The following is a 17,190-nucleotide window of genomic DNA, read 5'->3' as shown; positions in this document are numbered from 1 at the left end:
GGGGTTCGAACTCGATGAACGCACGTGTGGATTCCGTGGTCGATCGGCCAGTCGCCGTATCGCACGGCCTGCCGGCCGGCTCCGAAAGACAGCACCAGAACGTCCCCGCCTTCGACATGTCCGACGTCTGCATCGCGAATCTGGGTCCCGATCTCCGGGTCATCGAAGCGAACGGCGACTTTCTCCGGCAGCTGGGCCGGACCGCGTCCGACGTTTTCGGACAGAGCTTTGTGGACTTCGTGCACCCGAGCGCCAAGCAGTTCACGCTGCAGCAGCTGGCGCGGCTGAACGAAGGCCGGCGCGACCGCTTCAGCGCGCGCCTGGTCGGCGTGCGCCCCGCGCAGCCGGTGCTCTCGGGCGGCCTGACGGGCATCGCCGTGCGCAGCCAGTCCGGCCAGGTCACCACGATCGTCGTGCTGATCAAACCGGACCGCGCCGCGGAGACCCCCCGGCCCGCCATCGAAAAGAACAAGCTGCTCAGCGAGCTCGACGCGAAGGTCCTCGAAGGCGTCGCCGCCGGGATCTCGACGGTGCAGCTGGCCTCGAAGCTCTACCTGAGCAGGCAGGGCATCGAGTACCACGTCGGCGCGATGCTGCGGCAGTTCAAGTCGCCGAACCGCTCGGCGCTGGTCTCGAAGGCGTACTCGCAGGGCATCCTCTGCATCGGCCAGTGGCCACCGAAGGTGACTCCGCAGTACATCCGCTGATCCGCTTCCGGCGGTGTGCGGGCGAAGAAACCCTGCGCTATCCTGCGAGGGCACGGTTCGATTTCCAAATGCCGGAAAGGGATGAACTGGTGGGAATTTTCGGAAAAAAGGAAGACGATTCCAAGAAGAAGCCGGCGGACACCAAGGCGGACAACGCCAAGGCTGACGACGAAAAGAACCGCAAGCGCCGCAGCCGCCTTTTGGGTGGCGCGTACGGCGGCGGCTCCGGCGGCTGAGCCACCGGACTGACGACCCACCGGATCGGGTGGGCCGAGGGGAAACCCCGGCCCACCCGATTCGCGTTTTTCGGGGTGTTTGCCGGGATGACCCGGCCGGTTCACCACCTGTTGGTCAGTTTCCACCAGCTCCGGTACGGTGGCTACGCTACGACAACAGCGGTCGTACCCTCGGTGACGGTCAGCGCGACCGGGGCACCACCGGCTCGGCCCACCCGGGCACGTCCAGGATCTCCACGACCGCACCCGCGACGCTGACCCCGGGCGCGATCCCGACCATCAGGACGTGGTCCCCCGGCGCCAGCTGCCCGGTGCCCAGCATGTGCGCCAGCGACGCCACCTGGTCGCTCGCCCCCAGGTGGCCGAGCCCGCGGCCGAAGTCCCAGTTCGACTTCTCCAGGGGGATCCCCAGCATCGTCAGCAGGCCGTCCTCGACGTACGTGCGCGAGCCGTGGTTGTAGGCGATGCGGCTGACCCCGTCGAGCCCGATGCCCGCCTCGGCCAGTACGCGGTCGATCAGCTCGGACCGCGTCTTCAGCAGGTTGAGTCCACTGTGCAGCATCGTGTCGCGGTGCTCGAAGCCGAAGAAGTCGATGCGCTCGGCGAAGTCCATGAACCGGCCGATGGTCGCACCCGGCGGGAACATCGGCTCGTCGCCGCGGTGCATGCCTTCCAGCTCCGGCACCGTGATCGAGCTCGCCGACTTGAGCCGCGCGAAGCCCGACGTCGTGTTCAGCACGACCGCCGTCGCGCCGTCGCCGATGATGAAGTCCGGGCGCAGGCAGCGCCAGCGGTTGACCAGCGGAGACGTCGAATTGTCGGACGCGACCGTCATCGCCGTCCCGCCGCCGCGCGCGATCAGGTACGTCGCCGCCAGCTCCAGCGCCCCGAACATGCCGTTGCAGCCCTGGCGCAACTGCGCGGCGAGCAGGTCGCCGCCCACCAGGTGCCGCTGCAGCCAGAACTGCGGGAACCAGCCGTCCGGGCCCGAGTGGTAGTTGTCGGCGTAGAGCAGGACGTCGAGCGCCTCCGGGTCGACGTCCGCGCGGGCGACGGCCTGCTGCCCCGCCCAGAGCGCCATGTCCGGAGCCGGGGTCTCGCCGGCGCAGGCCGCGCCGGTCAGCCCGGACGTCTCCGCGTCTTCGGCGGTGATCCACCCGTGCTCGATCGCGTGCCCGACACCGGTGGTCTCGGGCACGTAGGTGCCGATCCCGCTGAGGTAGACGTCCGCCAGCTTCACTTCGCCTCCACTTTCGCCCGCAGCCACGACTCGACGGCGTCGGCCGCGCGGATCTCCCCGCCGGCCAGCGCGACCTGCTCGCTCATCCACCGGACCCGCTGGGCGACCACCGGGTCGGACGCGGTCTTCGTGACGGCGTCGAGCAGTTCCGCTTCGGTGACCTCGGTCCGCGACACGACGTGGCCCAGCCCGAGGTCGGCGACGCGGGCCGCGGTCACCACCTGGTCGCTCTGGGACGGTGTCATCACCATCGGCACGCCGTAGTGCAGCGCTTCCATGGTGCTGCCGAGCCCGCCGTGGGTGACGAAGACGCGGGTGTGCGGCAACAGCGCCGCGTGCGCGACGAACGGATGCGCCTCGATGTTCTCCGGCAGCGGCCCGAGCTCGGCGGGGTCGACCCACCGGCCGAGCGTCAGCACGACGTGCCACGGCTGCCCGGTGAAGGCGCGCACGCACTTGCGGAAGAAGCCGACCTGCTCCCGGCTGCGCGAGGTGCCCAGCGAGATCAGCACGACCGGCAGGCCGTCCGCGGGCGGGGTCCACTCCCCCGGCGCCACCGAGCGGTCGAAACACGGTCCGACGAACGCGAAGCGGTCGTCGAAGGTCTCGCCCTGGATCTGGAACGCCTTGGGCAGGTAGACCAGGTGGTAGGGCGGTTCGCCACCACCGGTGTCCACATCGGACAGGCCGTGCTCGGCCAGCAGCCGCTGGGCGCGCTCCACGAACGCGGCCAGTTCCGGGTCGGCGAGGTCGGGCGGCTGGGCGGCGTCGGACTCGGCTTGTGCTTCGTTCAACCGGAAATGGGCGTTGGAAGCGAACTCCGGGCACGACTGGACGGTCGGCACCGACCACTTCCGCGCGACCAGCCGCGCCGTCTCGGACGCCGCCAGGTCGTGCACGACGAGGTCCGGCGGGTCGTCGGCGAACCGGGCCATGGCGGCCGGGAGCGGGGCGAGCCCTTCGCCCATGAACGCCAGCATGGCCCGCAGCGCGTAGCCGTCGGACGCGGTGTCGCCCAGGCCGGTCGCCCACGGGAACGTCGAGGTGTAGGGCAGCACTTCGGCCCCGGTCGCCGCCACTTTCGCGGCGAACTCGTCGACCACGGCGAAGGTGACGCGGTGGCCGCGGCGCACCAGTTCGGCGACGATCGGGAGGACCGGCGCGACGTGGGCGTACGCGGGGAAGCTGAAGACGGCGATGTGCCTGCTCACCACGACATCGTCGGGCACCCGGCCGGCGGGGCGCACCGGCTACCACGCGAGGTCTGGCGGTTTCCCCCGAGTCCACTTCGCACGGTGCCGAGCCGGGACGACTAGGGGCTTCCACAGACTTCCGCCGCGAAATCCATTGCCGGAGCACGCCGTCCCTATCCTGCAGACGACGCAACGAGGGGGATCTCAACAATCGTTTAAAAGCAACGAATTGCACGTCGCCGCGGGTAAGGGCAGTCCGCGACCCCTGGGGAAGGACCTTCATGAAGACGAGCGTTGACGACCTGGCCCTGTTCGGCGGCCCGATGGCCTTCGAGAAGACCTTGGTGGTGGGGAAGCCGAGCACCGGCGACCGGGCGAAGTTCTACGAGCGGCTCGAAGTCGCCCTGGACAGCGGCCGCCTGACCAGCGGCGGCCCGCTGGTGAAGGAGTTCGAAGCGCGGATCGCCGAGCACACCGGCGCCAAGCACTGCGTGGCCACCTGCAACGGCACGATCGCGCTCGAGGTGATGGCCCGGGCGGCCGGGCTGACCGGCGAGGTCATCATGCCGTCGATGACCTACGTCGCGACCGCGCACGCCATGCGCTACCTCGGGTTGACGCCGGTCTTCTGCGACCTCGACCCGGCGACCGGCTGCATCGACCCCGAGCAGGTCGAAAGCCTCATCACCCCGCGCACGACCGGCCTGGTCGGGGTGCACCTGTGGGGTCAGCCCGCCGCCATCCAGGAACTGGAGAAGATCGCCGAAGTCCACGACCTGACCCTCTTCTTCGACGCCGCGCACGGCATCGGCTGCACCTTCGGTTCCCAGCCGCTCGGCGGGTTCGGCAAGGCGGAGATGTTCAGCTTCCACGCGGCGAAGGTCGTCACCACCTTCGAAGGCGGCGCGATCGTCACCAACGACGACGAGTTCGCCCAGCGCGCCCGCTACACCCACAACTTCGGCTGGGGCGAGGAGCACGTCACCGAGTTCGCCGGCACCAACGCCAAGATGAGCGAGGCGTCCGCGGCGATGGGCCTGACCTCGCTCGACGCGCTGCCCGCGACGATCGCCGCCAACCGCGCGCACTACGAGGAGTACGCCGCCGAGCTGGACGGGCTCCCCGGCCTGGAGATGCACCGCTACGACGAGGACAACCGCAACAGCTACCAGTACAACGTCGTCAAGGTCGACGAGCAGGCGTGCGGCCTGTCCCGCGACACGATCCTCGAGCTGCTGCGGGCCGACAACGTGCTGGCGCAGCGGTACTTCTCGCCGTGCGTGCACGAGTGCGAGCCGTACCGGACCGAGCGGCCGGTGTCGCTGCCGGCCACCGACGCGTTCTCGCGCCGGGTGCTGACGCTGCCGACGGGACCGTCGGTCACCAGCGAGCAGGTCCGCGAAGTCTCGGCCCTCATCGCGTTCGCGATCGAGCACGCGCCGGAGATCCGCCGCCGCCTGGCCGCCCGAGGCTGACGCCGTCGTGAGTGGGAAACAGGGTTGGCGCGCTGTTTCCCACTCACGACCGCTCCGCGACCAGCTTTTCCAGGTCCGCCACCAGTTCGTGCGGGGTCGGCTGGGCCACCGCCAGGTCACGGAGGCGACGCGCGTTGGCCGCGAACTCCGGCTCCCCGACCAGTCTCGCGACCGAGGTACGCAGGTCGTCGGCCGTGAAGCCGTTGTGCGTGAACAACAATCCGGCGCCTTCGTCCACCAGGCGCTGGGCACGCAACAGGTGGTCGGCGATCGGCGTGGTCACCGTCAGCTGCGGCACGCCGGCGACCAAAGCCGCGCCGTAGCTGCCGAAGCCGCCGTGGTGCACGATCGCCGAGCAGCTCGGCAGGACCGTGTGCAGCGCGACCGACCCGACGACCCGGACGTTGGCCGGAACCTCGTCGAGGGCCTTGCGCTGCGCGGGTACCAGCGCCGCCACCACCTCGATGTCCAAACCCGACAGTGCGCCCAGGATGTCCGGAATGGACACGTAGTCGCCGCCGAACGCGTCCGTGTTGGACGAACCCAGCGTCAAGCACACGCGGGGCCGTGACGGCGGTTCGCGCAGCCAGTCCCAGACGACCGCGCGGCCGTTGTAGGGCACGTGCCGCACCGGCAGCCGCCGGACGCCGGAGCGCGCGCCGAGCCGCTCCGGCAGCGGGTCGATCGTCGCCTGACCGGTGACGAGCTCCTCGGCGAAGTCCACGCCGTACGGCCGGCCGGTCAGCTCCAGCCAGTCGTACAGCGGGTCTTCTCGCTCCGCAGGCGGCTGCTCGGCCAGCACGTCGAGGAACGTCCGGCGCATGGCGCACCAGACGTCGGCCCAGCACAGCTGCCGGACGTGCGCGGCGCCGCAGGCCTTCGCCGCGATCGCCCCGGCGTAGGTCAGCGCGTCCCAGACGACCAGGTCCGGCCGCCAGTCCAGCGCGTACGCGACCAGGTCGGCGACCATCTCGTCGTTGTAGATGGCGAACCCCGCCCACACGGTGAACGTGTAGCGCTGGTGCAAGGCCGCCCACGTGTGCGACGCCGGATCGGTGTCGTTCCAGTTCGCGATGTCGGCTTCCTGGGCGTCGCGGTTCTGCTTCATGCCCTCGTGCATCGTGTTGTCCGCGCCGACCGGCACCGCGGTCAGCCCGGTGCCGGTGACGACGTCGGTGAACCCCGGCGACGCCGCGACCCGCACCTCGTGCCCGGCCGCGACGAGCGCCCAGGCCGTCGGGACCATGCAGTACAGGTGGGACTTCTCGTCCAGCGTCACGAACAGCACGCGCACGGGTTCGCCTTTCAGTGGTGGCCGGAGAGCGTGCCCGCGAGCCGCGCGGAGATCAGCCGCAGCACCTCGGGCTGGTGGTCGGCGAGGAAGAAGTGCCCGCCGCGGAACACCTTCAGCTCGAACTCGCCGTCGGTGAGCCCCTCCCAAGCCCGAGCCTCGTCGAGAGTGGTCTTCGGGTCGGCGTCGCCGGTCAGCACGGTGATCGGCGTGGCCAGTTTCGGTCCCGGCTGCCGGACGTACGTCTCGGCGGCCTTGTAGTCGTTGCGGATGGCGGGCAACGCCATCCGCAGGATCTCCTCGTCGCCCAGCACGGCGGCGTTGGTGCCGCCCAGCCGGCGCACCTCGGCGATGACGCCGTCGTCGTCGAGCAGGTGCACGGACTCGTCGCGGCGGCAGGAGGGTGCCCGCCTGCCGGACGCGAACAGGTGCAGCGGGGTCACCCCGGTCCGCTCCAGCCGGGCGGCGACCTCGAACGCCAGCGTCGCGCCCATGCTGTGGCCGAACAGCGCGAACGGCTCCCGCGTCCGCTCGGCGAGCACCTCGGTGAGCCGGTCCGCGAGCGCGGGCAGGCTGTCGATCCCGGGCTCCAGCCGCCGGTCCTGCCGCCCCGGGTACTGGACGGCCAGCACCTCGACGGCGCGGCCGAGCCCGGCGGACATCGGGAAGTAGAAGCTGGCCGAGCCGCCCGCGTGCGGCAGGCAGAACAGCCGGACGGCGCCTTCGTCGGCCTCGTGGTAGCGGCGGAGCCACAGCTCCGGGTCGTCAGTCATGCGTGCGCTCCGTCCTGGAGGGTGGTGCCGAGCCAGTCGCGCACGGTCTCGGCGGTCGTGGCGGCGTGGTCCTCGACCATGGTGAAGTGGTTGCCGGGCACGTCGACGACGGTGTCGGCGGTGTCCCAGTGGGTCTGCCAGTCCTCGGGCGCCAGGCCCGCGTCGGCGACCGGGGGTTCGGACGAGCGGACCAGCAGCAGCGGCACCGCCAGCTTCGCGGGTTCCCAGCCGGCCATCAGCCGGAAGTACCAGCTCATCGCCGACAGCCGCGCGGCGTCCATCGGCGCGAACACCTCTTCGCGGTCGAACATGCCGCCGAACAGCTCGTCGCGGAACCGGTCCAGCGGCGAATCCGCGCGCGGCAGGTAGCTGTCGAGCAGCACGACCGCCAGCGGCGGCGTGCCCCGCTCTTCGAGGAGTTCGGCGGCGGCGTGCGCCAGCATCCCGCCCGAGGACGAGCCGAGCAGCACGAACGGCTCGCCGCCGGCAGCGCGCAGCACGGCGTCGGCCTGCACCTCGGCGACCGCCCGGACGCTGGTGGGCAGCGCCTCGCCCTTGACGAACCCGGGCGCCGGCAGCGCGTGGACGTCCCGGTCGCCGCGGAACGGCGAGGCGAACCGGGCGTACTGGTGCACGCCGGCCAGCGCTACGTACGAGCTGAAGCAGATCAGCTTCGGTGTGCGCTCCCCGGCGGCGAGCTTCACCGAGCCGAGACGGTGCGCCAGGTCCGCGGCCGAGCCGAAGGTGGGCCGGAGCAGCGCCGCGTTCTGCAGCAGCTCGAAGCCCTCCTTCATCTTGCCGAGTTCGCAGGCGGTGCGGAAGAGCGCGCCGAGCGTCTCCCCGGCGTCCACAGTGGACGTCTTCGGCTCTTCGGCGACCTTCAGCTCCGCTCGCAGGTGGGCCGCGAGGTCCGCGGGGGTCGGGAAGTCGAAGACCAGCGTCGGCGGCAACCGCAGGCCGGTGGCGGCGCCGAGGGTGTTGCGCAGCTCGACCGCGGTGAGCGAGTCGAAGCCGGCGACGAGGAACCCGACGTCCGCGCGGACGGCGTCGGGCCCGGCGTGCCCCAGCACCGTGGCCGCGGCGCCGCGGACCAGGTCCAGCAGCACCGTTTCGCGGTCCTCTTCGGACTTACCGGCCAGCGCACGGCTCAGGGTGTCCTCATCGGAGACCCGAGCGGCCCGCCGCTCCGGCCGCACCAGTCCTTTGAGGACGGGAGCGACCGCACCGCCGGACAGGTCCAGCTTCGCCGGGACGAGCGCGGGTTCGGCGAGCGCGGTCGCGGCGTCGAACAACGCCAGCCCCTGCCCGACCGGCAGTGCCCGGACGCCGCCGCGCGACATCCGGTTCCGGTCGGCGGAGTCCAGCTTGGCGCTCATCCCGGTCTCCCACAGTCCCCAGGCCAGCGCCTGGGCGGGCAGGCCGCGGGCGGCCCGGTGGGCGGCGAGCGCGTCGAGGAACGCGTTCGCCGCGGCGTAGTTGCCCTGCCCGGGCGCGCCGAAGGTGGCCGACACCGAGGAGAACAGCACGAACGCCGAGAGGTGCCGGTCCATGGTCAGCTCGTGCAGGTGCCAGGCGGCGTCGACCTTGGGGCGCAGCACCGCGTCCAGCCGCTCCGGGGTGAGGCCCTCGATGACGCCGTCGTCGAGGACGCCGGCCGCGTGCACGACCGCGGCGAGGTCGGGGATGCCGGCCAGCAGCCCGGCGAGCGCGTCCCGGTCCGCCGCGTCGCACGCGGCGAACCGGACGTCCGCGCCGAGCGCGGCCAGCTCGTCCTTGAGGTCGGTGGCGCCGGTGGCGGTCCGGCTGATCAGCACCAGCCGCCGGACGTCGTGCGCGGTGACCAGGTGCCGGGCCAGCACGCGGCCCAGGCTGCCGGTGGCGCCGGTGAGCAGCACGGTGCCGTCCGGTCCGAACGGCCGCTTCCCGGTCGCGGACTCGGTGGTGGCCCGGTTCAGCCGGGCGGCGAGCAACGTGCCTTCGCGCACGGCCAGCTGAGGTTCGTCGCTGAGGACCGCGGCCGGCAGCGCCGCCATGGATGGACCGGGGTGCTCCCCATCGGCCAACCCCGCCACCGATCCGTCGAGGTCGATCAGCCTCACCCGTCCCGGGTGTTCCGACTGCGCCGAGCGGACCAGGCCCCAGATCGGCGCGGCCGCCAGGTCGGGGACGTCGTCGCCGGCCGCGGCGGCCACCGCGCCGCGCGTCACCACGACCAGCCGGGAGGCGGCGAACCGCTCGTCGGCCAGCCACTCCCGCAGCAGGGCCAGCACGTCGTGGGCGGCCGACCGGGCGGCGTCCGGCAGCGCGCCCGGGACCGGTGCCGCGATGGCCAGTACCGCTTCGGGAACGGCCATGCCCAGCCCGACCGCGGTGCCGAGCGCGTCGAGGTCCACATAGGACTCGCAGGTGACGCCGCTCGCGTCGAGCGCCGGCCCGATCCCGAGGTCGTCGGCGCCGAGGACGGCCCACCGCCGGGCGCCGTCGACCGGCACCGGCGGAACCGGCCGCCAGTCCAGCCGGAACAGGGAATCGTGCGTCTTCCGGACCGGCCGGGTTCCGCCGTCGGCCAGGGGGCGCAGCACGAGCGCGTCGACCGACGCCACCGCGCGGCCCGCCGGGTCGGCCAGGCTCAGCTTGACCGTGTCGTGGCCGTTCGGGGTGACGGTGACCCGAACCGCGGTGGCACCGGTCGCGTGCAGCGTCACCCCGCTCCAGGAGAACGGGAGGTAGGCCCGGCCCGCCCATTCGGAGACCGTGCCCACGACGTGCAGCGAGGCGTCGAGCAGCGCCGGGTGCAGGCCACACCGGCCCGCGTCCGCGTGCTCCTCGGGCCGCAGGGCCACTTCGGCGTGCACCTCGTCGCCGAGCCGCCAAGCCGCGCGCAGGCCTTGGAAAGCCGGACCGTAGCCGAACTCGCTGTCCGCGGTGTAGAGGCCGTCGAGGTCCAGGGGTTCGGCGCCGGGCGGCGGCCATTCCGCGAGATCTCCGGGGACGGCCCCGGGTTCGGCGGCGAGCCGGCCGGCGGCGTGCCGGGTCCACGGCTCGTCGTCGAATCGCGAGTGGACGGTGACACCCCGCGCGCCCGACTCGTCCGGCGCACCGAGGACCACCTGCAGCTGGACGCCGTCGCCGGGCAGGTCCAGGGGTGCCTCCACGACCAGCTCGTCGATACCGCCGGCGCCGGCCTGCCCGGCCGCGCGGAGGACCAGCTCGACGAACCCGGTGCCCGGGAAGAGCGTGCGGCCCGCGACGACGTGGTCGGCGAGCCAGGGGTGGGTGCGCGGGGAGATCCGGCCCGTGCACACCACGGTGCCGTCCTCGGCATTCGTGACCGACGCGCCCAGGAGCGGGTGGTCCGGGCGGTCGAGGCCCGCCAGCGTGACGTCCCCGGCCGGCGCCAAGGAGAACTCGGGCCAGAACCGCTCGTGCTGGAAGGCGTACGTCGGCAGGGACGCCGGGTCGCCGGTTCTCCCGAGCACGCGGGCCCAGTCCACTGTGGAGCCATCGACGTGCAGTTTCGCCAGCCCGGTCAGCAGGTCCCGCGGCTCGTCCTTGCGCACCAGCGCGGTGACCAGCGTGCGCTCGTCCAGGCAGGCGGCGGCCATCGCGGTGAGCACGCCATCCGGCCCCAGCTCGGCGAACCGGGTCACGCCCAGCCCGGCGAGGGTGGCGACGGCGTCGGCGAACCGGACGGTCCCGCGGGCCTGGCGCAGCCAGTACGCCGGCGAGGTCAGCTCGGTCGCGACCGCTCCGGTCAGCGTCGAGACGACCGGGATGGCCGGCGGGGCGAACGTGACACCGTTGAGGACCCGGCCGAAGTCCGCGAGCATCGCGTCCATGTCCGCCGAGTGGAAGGCGTGCGAGACGCGCAGCCGCCGGGTCTTGCGGCCGGCCCAGTGCCGCTCGACCGCCTCGATCCCGTCCTCGGCGCCGGAGACCACCACGGACGTGGGGCCATTGACCGCGGCGAGGTCGACCCCCGCGGGCAGCGTCGGGACGACCTCGGCCTCGGTCGCCTCGATCGCGAGCATCGCACCGCCGGCCGGCAGGGCTTGCATGAGGCGGCCGCGCGCGGCGACGACGGCGCAGGCGTCGGGCAGAGACCACACGCCGGCGACGTGCGCTGCGGCCAGCTCGCCGATCGAATGCCCGGCCAGCCGGTCCGGCCGGACGCCCCAGGATTCCAGCAGGCGGAACAGGGCGACTTCGACCGCGAACAGCGCGGGCTGGGTGTACTCGGTCCGGTCGAGCAGCTCGGGTTCGGTGTCGATCACCTCGCGCAGGGGGCGGCCGAGGTGGGCGTCGAACTCCGCGCAGACCTCGGCGAAGGCGTCGGCGAAGACCGGGAACTCCTGGCGCAGGCCGGCACCCATGCCGAGCCGTTGCGCGCCCTGGCCGGTGAACAGGAACGCGGTGGCGCCCTCGGCACGCACGCCCGTGACGACGCCGGGCGCGGCCCGGCCGGCGGCCACCGCGGCCAGGCCCGTGACCAGGTCGTCGCGGTCCGCACCCACGACGACCGCCCGGTGGCCGAAGACCGTGCGGGCGGCCAAAGCCGTGCCGATCTGAGCGGGCTCGGCGGGATCGGCCGTGACGTGGTCGAGCAGCCGTTCGGCCTGACCGCGCAGCGCTTCCGGGCCGTGGCCCGACACGGCCCACGCCGTCAGCGAGCGGGAAGCCGTAGTTTCCCGGGAAGGCGCCGCTTCGGGTGCGGCCTCGACGATGACGTGAGCGTTCGTGCCGCTCACGCCGAACGACGACACCCCGGCGCGGCGCACGCGGTCGTCGTCCGGCCACGGCACGGGCTCCGCCAGCAGCCGGACGTCGCCACCGGACCAGTCCACATGCGACGACGGCACGTCGGCGTGCAGGGTCTTCGGCAGCAGGCCGTTGTTCAGCGCCAGCACCATCTTCATGACGCCGGCGACCCCCGCCGCCGCCTGGGTGTGGCCCACATTGGACTTGATCGACCCGAGCCACAACGGCCGGTCGCGGTCCTGGCCGTAGGTGGCAATCAGCGCCTGCGCCTCGATCGGGTCACCCAGCGACGTCCCGGTGCCGTGGGCTTCGACGGCGTCCACATCGGACGGCCGGAGGCCCGCGTTCGCGAGCGCCGCTCGGATCACGCGTTGCTGCGACGGCCCGTTCGGCGCGGTGAGCCCGTTCGACGCGCCGTCCTGGTTGACCGCGCTGCCCCGCACGACCGCGAGGACCGGGTGCCCGTTGCGACGCGCGTCGGAAAGCCGTTCCAGCACCAGCATTCCCGAGCCTTCACCCCAGCCGGTGCCGTCGGCGGCGTCGGAGAACGCCTTGCAGCGCCCGTCCGGCGCCAGCCCGCGCTGCCGGCTGAACTCGACGAACGAGCCGGGCGTCGACAGCACCGTGACGCCGCCGGCGAGCACGAGCGAGCACTCCCCCGAACGCAGGGCCTGGATCGCCCAGTGCAGCGCGACCAGCGACGACGAGCACGCGGTGTCGACGGTGACCGCCGGTCCCTCGAGCCCGAGAGCGTAGGAAATCCGGCCCGAAAGCACGGAAGCGGCGTTGCCGGTGCCCAGGTAGCCTTCGGCGCTCCGCGGCGCCAGCGCGAGCAGGGCCGGGTAGTCCTGGCCGTTGGTCCCGGCGAACACGCCCACCGGCGCGCCGCGCAGCGACTCCGGGTCGATTCCCGCCCGTTCCAGGGCTTCCCACGACGTTTCGAGCAGCAGCCGCTGCTGCGGGTCCATCGCGAGGGCTTCCCGCGGCGAGATGCCGAAGAAGGCGGGGTCGAACAACGCGGCGTCGTCGAGGAAACCGCCTTCACGGGCGTACGACGTGCCTTCGCTGTCGGGGTCCGGATCGTAGAGCGCGTCGAGGTCCCAGCCGCGGTCGGTGGGGAACCCGCCGATCGCGTCCCGGCCGTCGGCGAGCAACGCCCACAGCTCGTCCGGGGTGCGGACGCCGCCGGGGAACCGGCAGGCCATCGACACGATCGCGATCGGCTCGTCACCGGCCCGGACCACCGCGGCCGGTGCCGCCGGGGCCGCGTCACCGGCCAGGTGCGCGGCCAGCGCCTTCGGGGTGGCGTAGTCGTAGATCAGCGTGGCGGTCAGGCGCTGCCCGGTGGCCGCGGCCAGCCGGTTGCGCAGTTCCACCGCGGTCAGCGAGTCGAAGCCGAGGTCCTTGAACGCCCGGTCCGGCTCGACGGTCGCCGCGCCGGCGTAGCCGAGCACCTGCGCCACGGCGGTGCGGACGACGTCGAGCACGTCGGCCGGCCGGTCGGCGACGGGCTCGGCCGGCCGGGGCGGGACGAGCCCGGCGAAGACCGGCGGCAGGGCCGGGGCGGCGCGCAGCACGTCGAAGTCGAACCGGATCGGCAGCACGGCGGGCTCGCCGCCGAGGCAGGCCTCGTCGAACAGCCGGAGACCTTCCACTGTGGACAGCGGGATCATCCCGGTGGCGCCCAGCCGGCGGCGGTCGCGGTCGGCGAGCCCGCCGGTCATGCCGCCGTCCTGCGCCCACAGACCCCAGCCGAGCGCGAGCCCGGGCAGGCCGCGGTCGCGGCGGTGGCGGGCCAGCGCGTCGAGCCAGACGTTCGCCGCCGCGTAGTTCGCCTGCCCGGCCGGGCCGAGCGTGCCGGAGATCGACGAGAACACGACGAACGCCGTCAGTTCGGTGTCCGCGGTCAGCTCGTCGAGGTTCGTGACGGCGTCGATCTTGGGTCGCAGCACGGTGTCGAGGCGCTCGGGCGTCAGCGCGGACACGACGCCGTCGTCGAGGACCCCGGCCACGTGGACGACGCCGGTCAGCGGCCGGTCCGCCGGAATGGCCGCCAGGAGGGCCGCCAGCGCCTCGCGGTCGGCGGCGTCGCAGGCCGCGACGACCGGTTCGGCACCCAGCTCGGTCAGGTCCGCGGCCAGCTCCGCAGCGCCGTCGGCGTCCGGGCCGCGGCGGCTCGCGAGGACCAGGTGCCGCACGCCGTACCGGGTGACCAGGTGCCGGGCGATCCGCGCGCCCAGTGCCCCGGTCCCGCCGGTGACCAGCACCGTCCCTTCCGGACCGAAGGACGCGGCCGGGCCGGTCCCGGACGCCTTGGCGAGGCGGGCGGCCCGGATCTCGCCGTCGCGCAGCAGGAACTCGGGTTCGCCGGTGGCGAGCGCGGCGGGCAGCAGCCGCGCGGCCGCCGGGTCGTCGACGTCGGCGAGCACGAACCGGCCGGGGTTCTCCGCCGCGGCCGAGCGCACCAGGCCCCACACCGGGGCCTGCGCGAGGTCCGCAACGCCCTCGGCGACGGCGGCACCGCGGGTCAGCACGACCAGGGTGCGGCCGTCGAACCGTTCATCGGCCAGCCAAGACCGTACGAGCCGCAGCGCGCGCCGCGCCGCGGCGCCGGGAGTGTCCTCTTCGGACCGGGAGAGGAACGGGACGACGAGGACGTCGGGCAGCGAGCCCGCCTCGGCGACGCCGTCGAGGTCGGGGTGGCAGGCCAGCGCGCCCAGCTCGGCGAACAGGGCGGCGGCGAGTTCCCGGTGGCCGGAGCCGAGCAGCGCCCAGGTCGCCGGGACCGGCTCGCCCGCCGGGACCGGCACCCAGTCGAGCTTGAGCAGGGCGTCGCGGGTGGTGCCGCCCACCGGGCGGGGCAGCTCCGGCCAGTAGGTCTCGCGCTGGAACGCGTAGGTCGGCAGGGCGCAGGCCCGCGCGCCGGGGAACACCGCGCCCCAGCCGGCTCGCGCGCCCCGGACGTACATCGTCGCGACGGCGGTCAGCGCGGTCCGGACCTCGTCGCGGTCCTTGCGCAGCAGCGCGGCGGCCGTCGCGCCGGGCAAGCACTCCTCGGTCATGGCCGTGAGCACGCCGTGCGGCCCGACCTCGAGGAACCGGGTGGTCCCGAGTTCGGCGAGCGCCGCGACGGCGGCGGCGAAGCGGACCGGCTCCCGGACCTGGCGCACCCAGTACTCCGGGGTGGTCAGCTCGTCGGTCAGCGGGGTCCCGGTGACCGTCGAGACGATCGGGAGCCGCGGGCGGGCGTAGGTGATCCGCGCCGCGACCCGGCCGAACTCCGCCAGCATCGGGTCCATCAGCGGGGAGTGGAAGGCGTGGGAGACGGTGAGCCGCCGGGTCCGGCGGCCGAGCGCCGCGAAGTGCCGCTCGATCGCCTCGGCGCCCTCCCCGGACACCACGACGGAGTCCGGGCCGTTGACCGCGGCGAGCGAGACGGTCTCGGTGAGCAGCGGCGTCACTTCGGCTTCGGTGGCTTGCACGGCGACCATCGCGCCCCCGCGCGGGAGTGCCTGCATCAGCCGGCCGCGGGCCGCGACCAGCTCGGCCGCGTCGGCGAGGGAGAAGACGCCGGCGACGTGCGCGGCCGCCAGCTCGCCGATGGAGTGCCCGGCGAGGTGGTCCGGGGTCACGCCCCAGGATTCCAGCAACCGGAACAGCGCGACCTCGACCGCGAACAGCGCGGGCTGGGTGTAAGCCGTCTCATCGATGTCCACACCGGACTCGACGACCGTCTTGAGTGGACGTTCCAGGTGGCGGTCGAACTCCGCGCAGATCTCGTCGAAGGCTTCGGCGTAGGCCGGGAAGCGGTCGTAGAGTTCGCCGCCCATGCCGGTGCGCTGGGCGCCCTGTCCGGTGAAGAGGAACGCGGTCAGCCCTTCGGTGACCGTGCCGCGCAGGGGTACCTCCTCGCCCTTGGCGAGCGCACGCACTCCTTCGGCCAGTTCGGCCGCGTCGCCGACCAGCACCGCCCGGTGCTCGAAGGCCGAGCGGGTCGTGGCGAGCGCCAGCCCGATCGCGGCGGGGTCGCCCTCGACTCCGGCCAACCGCTCGGCTTGAGCACGCAGGGCGGCATCCGTGCGTCCGGAAAGGACCCACGGCACGACGGCCGGGCTTTCCCGCGGCTCGGCTGTTTCCTCGGCGGGCGGTGCGGCCAGGAGCACGTGCGCGTTGGTCCCGCTGACGCCGAACGCCGAGACGCCCGCGCGGCGCACCCGCCCCTCCGCCGGCCACGGAACCGGCTCGGTCAGCAGCCGGACGTCGCCGGCCGTCCAGTCCACCCGGGACGACGGCCGGTCGACGTGCAGGGTCTTCGGCAGGACACCGTTGTGCAGCGCGAGGGTCATCTTGATCACGCCGGCGACCCCGGCGGCGGCCTGGGTGTGCCCGAGGTTCGACTTGACCGAGCCGAGCCACAGCGGCGTCCGGCGGTCCCGTCCGTAGGTGGCCAGCAGGGCCTGCGCTTCGATGGGATCGCCCAGGCTCGTCCCCGTGCCGTGCGCTTCGACGGCGTCCACATCGGACGGTGAAAGGCCGGCGTCGGCCAGGGCGGCGCGGATGACGCGTTGCTGCGACGGGCCGTTCGGGGCGGTGAGCCCGTTCGACGCGCCGTCGGAGTTGATCGCCGAGCCCGCGACGATCGCGAGCACCGGATGACCGTTGCGGCGGGCGTCCGACAGCCGTTCCACGAGGACGACGCCGGCGCCCTCGCCCCAGCCCGTGCCGTCGGCGGTGTCGGCGAACGCCTTGCACCGGCCGTCCGCGGCCAGCCCCTGCTGCCTGCTGAACCCGATGAACGCCCCGGGCGTGGTCATGACCGTGACCCCGCCGGCGAGGGCGAGGTCGCACTCCCCTTCGCGCAGGGCGTGCGCCGCCCAGTGCAGCGCGACCAGCGACGACGAGCACGCCGTGTCGACCGTGACCGCCGGGCCCTCCAGACCGAGCGCGTAGGCGATCCGTCCGGAAAGGACGCTGGCCGCGTTGCCGGTGCTCTCGTAGCCGTCGCCGACGCCGGGCGCGAGGCTGAGCAGCCCCGGGTAGTCCTGGCCGTTGGTGCCGGCGAACACGCCGACCGGCTCGCCGCGCAGGGACAGCGGGTCGAGGCCGGCGCGTTCCAAGGCCTCCCAGGAGGTTTCGAGCAGCAGCCGCTGCTGCGGGTCCATGGCGACGGCCTCGCGGGGCGAGATGCCGAAGAAGGCGGCGTCGAACGCGCCCGCGTCGCGGACGAACCCGCCCTGGCGGACGTAGCTCGTGCCCGGGTGGGCCGGGTCGGGGTGGTAGACCGCGTCGAGGTCCCAGCCGCGGTCGTCCGGGAAGTCCGTCAGCGTGTCGGTGCCGGTCTCCAGGACCCGCCAGAGGTCCTCGGGCGTCTCGACGCCGCCGGGGAACCGGCAGGCCATGGCCACGATCGCGATCGGCTCCGGCGCGGCGGCTTCGGCGGCCCGCAGCCGCTCCCGCGTCTCGTGCAGGTCGGCGGTGACCTTGCGCAGGTAGCCGAGCAGCTTCTCCTCGTTCACG

Annotated in this window: 8 protein-coding genes; 3 read left to right on the top strand and 5 right to left on the bottom strand. The window is 73.3% G+C overall.

Annotated features, from left to right (window positions below; all coding sequences use genetic code 11):
* The first annotated feature begins 116 nt into the window (after positions 1-116).
* The gene (locus AB0J40_RS34680) at positions 117-707 is read left to right on the top strand and encodes a LuxR C-terminal-related transcriptional regulator (protein WP_364461773.1); all 591 of its coding nucleotides are present in this window, start codon (positions 117-119) and stop codon (positions 705-707) included.
* The gene (locus tag AB0J40_RS34675) at positions 671-943 is read left to right on the top strand and encodes a hypothetical protein (protein WP_364461770.1); all 273 of its coding nucleotides are present in this window, start codon (positions 671-673) and stop codon (positions 941-943) included. The genes AB0J40_RS34680 and AB0J40_RS34675 overlap by 37 nt, the downstream gene beginning before the upstream one ends.
* Positions 944-1,124: 181 nt before the next feature.
* On the opposite strand, the gene AB0J40_RS34670 is transcribed toward AB0J40_RS34675, so the two are convergent.
* Both AB0J40_RS34670 and AB0J40_RS34665 read right to left on the bottom strand, forming a co-directional pair.
* Complete coding sequence (locus AB0J40_RS34670) at positions 1,125-2,183, bottom strand: ketoacyl-ACP synthase III family protein (RefSeq protein WP_364461767.1); 1,059 nt, start codon at positions 2,181-2,183, stop codon at positions 1,125-1,127.
* Positions 2,180-3,394 carry a macrolide family glycosyltransferase gene (locus tag AB0J40_RS34665; protein ID WP_364461764.1) on the bottom strand — a complete coding sequence of 405 codons (1,215 nt, stop codon included), beginning with the start codon at positions 3,392-3,394 and terminating at the stop codon, positions 2,180-2,182. The genes AB0J40_RS34670 and AB0J40_RS34665 overlap by 4 nt, the downstream gene beginning before the upstream one ends.
* A 263-nt stretch (positions 3,395-3,657) precedes the next feature.
* On the opposite strand from AB0J40_RS34665, the gene AB0J40_RS34660 reads away from it, so the two are divergent.
* A complete protein-coding gene (locus tag AB0J40_RS34660; protein ID WP_364461761.1) occupies positions 3,658-4,851 on the top strand; it encodes an aminotransferase class I/II-fold pyridoxal phosphate-dependent enzyme in 1,194 nt (397 codons plus the stop codon).
* Between the two features lie 43 nt (positions 4,852-4,894).
* Here AB0J40_RS34660 and AB0J40_RS34655 read toward each other — a convergent pair whose 3' ends face one another.
* From AB0J40_RS34655 to AB0J40_RS34645, 3 genes are read right to left on the bottom strand one after another with little or no spacing between them, the layout of a single operon-like run.
* Positions 4,895-6,145, bottom strand: a complete 1,251-nt coding sequence (locus tag AB0J40_RS34655; RefSeq protein ID WP_364461758.1) for an activator-dependent family glycosyltransferase — start codon at positions 6,143-6,145, stop codon at positions 4,895-4,897.
* Positions 6,146-6,156: 11 nt separating this feature from the next.
* A complete protein-coding gene (locus tag AB0J40_RS34650) occupies positions 6,157-6,915 on the bottom strand; it encodes an alpha/beta fold hydrolase (RefSeq protein WP_364461756.1) in 759 nt (252 codons plus the stop codon).
* Positions 6,912-17,189, bottom strand: coding sequence for a type I polyketide synthase (locus tag AB0J40_RS34645; RefSeq protein ID WP_364461753.1), 10,278 nt, complete (start codon positions 17,187-17,189; stop codon positions 6,912-6,914). Before AB0J40_RS34645 ends, AB0J40_RS34650 begins: the two co-directional genes overlap by 4 nt.
* Between the last annotated feature and the right edge of the window lies 1 nt (position 17,190).

Origin of the sequence: Amycolatopsis sp. NPDC049691, from assembly GCF_040675005.1 — a bacterium.
Lineage (GTDB): Bacteria > Actinomycetota > Actinomycetes > Mycobacteriales > Pseudonocardiaceae > Amycolatopsis.
The sequence above is the reverse complement of the archived record's forward strand: the minus strand, read 5'-3'. Positions and strand labels throughout refer to the sequence as shown.